Origin of the sequence: Xenorhabdus sp. KK7.4 (assembly GCF_963876465.1) — a bacterium.
GTDB classification, from domain to species: domain Bacteria; phylum Pseudomonadota; class Gammaproteobacteria; order Enterobacterales; family Enterobacteriaceae; genus Xenorhabdus; species Xenorhabdus stockiae.
On record NZ_CAWNQF010000045.1, the window covers coordinates 1 to 464 of the forward strand.

The 464-nt window shown below is 40.3% G+C and carries 1 tRNA gene; it reads left to right on the forward strand.

Annotated elements, in window-relative coordinates:
* Nucleotides 1-362 precede the first annotated feature (362 nt).
* A tRNA-Asn gene (locus AACS90_RS05075) sits at nt 363-438 on the forward strand.
* The last annotated feature ends 26 nt before the right edge of the window (nt 439-464 follow it).

Consider the following 464-nt stretch of genomic DNA (forward strand, 5'->3'; position numbering starts at 1 on the left):
CCTCCATAGTTCAGTCGGTAGAACGGCGGACTGTTAATCCGTATGTCACTGGTTCGAGTCCAGTTGGAGGAGCCAAATTTAAAGAAGCCCGATTCAGTTTTGCTGATCGGGCTTTTTGCTATTTAATCTTTAATACTCATCCATTGCCTGACTTGCCTTTTGCTACACTTATCCAGTCACCAGACTTTGTAGTGTCACAAGGATATTGATTATTGTAAAAATGGCTACTTTCTATCACAAAGAATGACAAAACATCATCACGTAGAACAACACTTAACCAATTGAATTTATTTTTTATTTTTCTTCTTTACAACTCTTCTTCACTCCCCTATTATCCATCTCGTTCTCAGGAACACAGCAATTCCTCCATAGTTCAGTCGGTAGAACGGCGGACTGTTAATCCGTATGTCACTGGTTCGAGTCCAGTTGGAGGAGCCAAATTTAAAGAAGCCCGATTCAGTTTT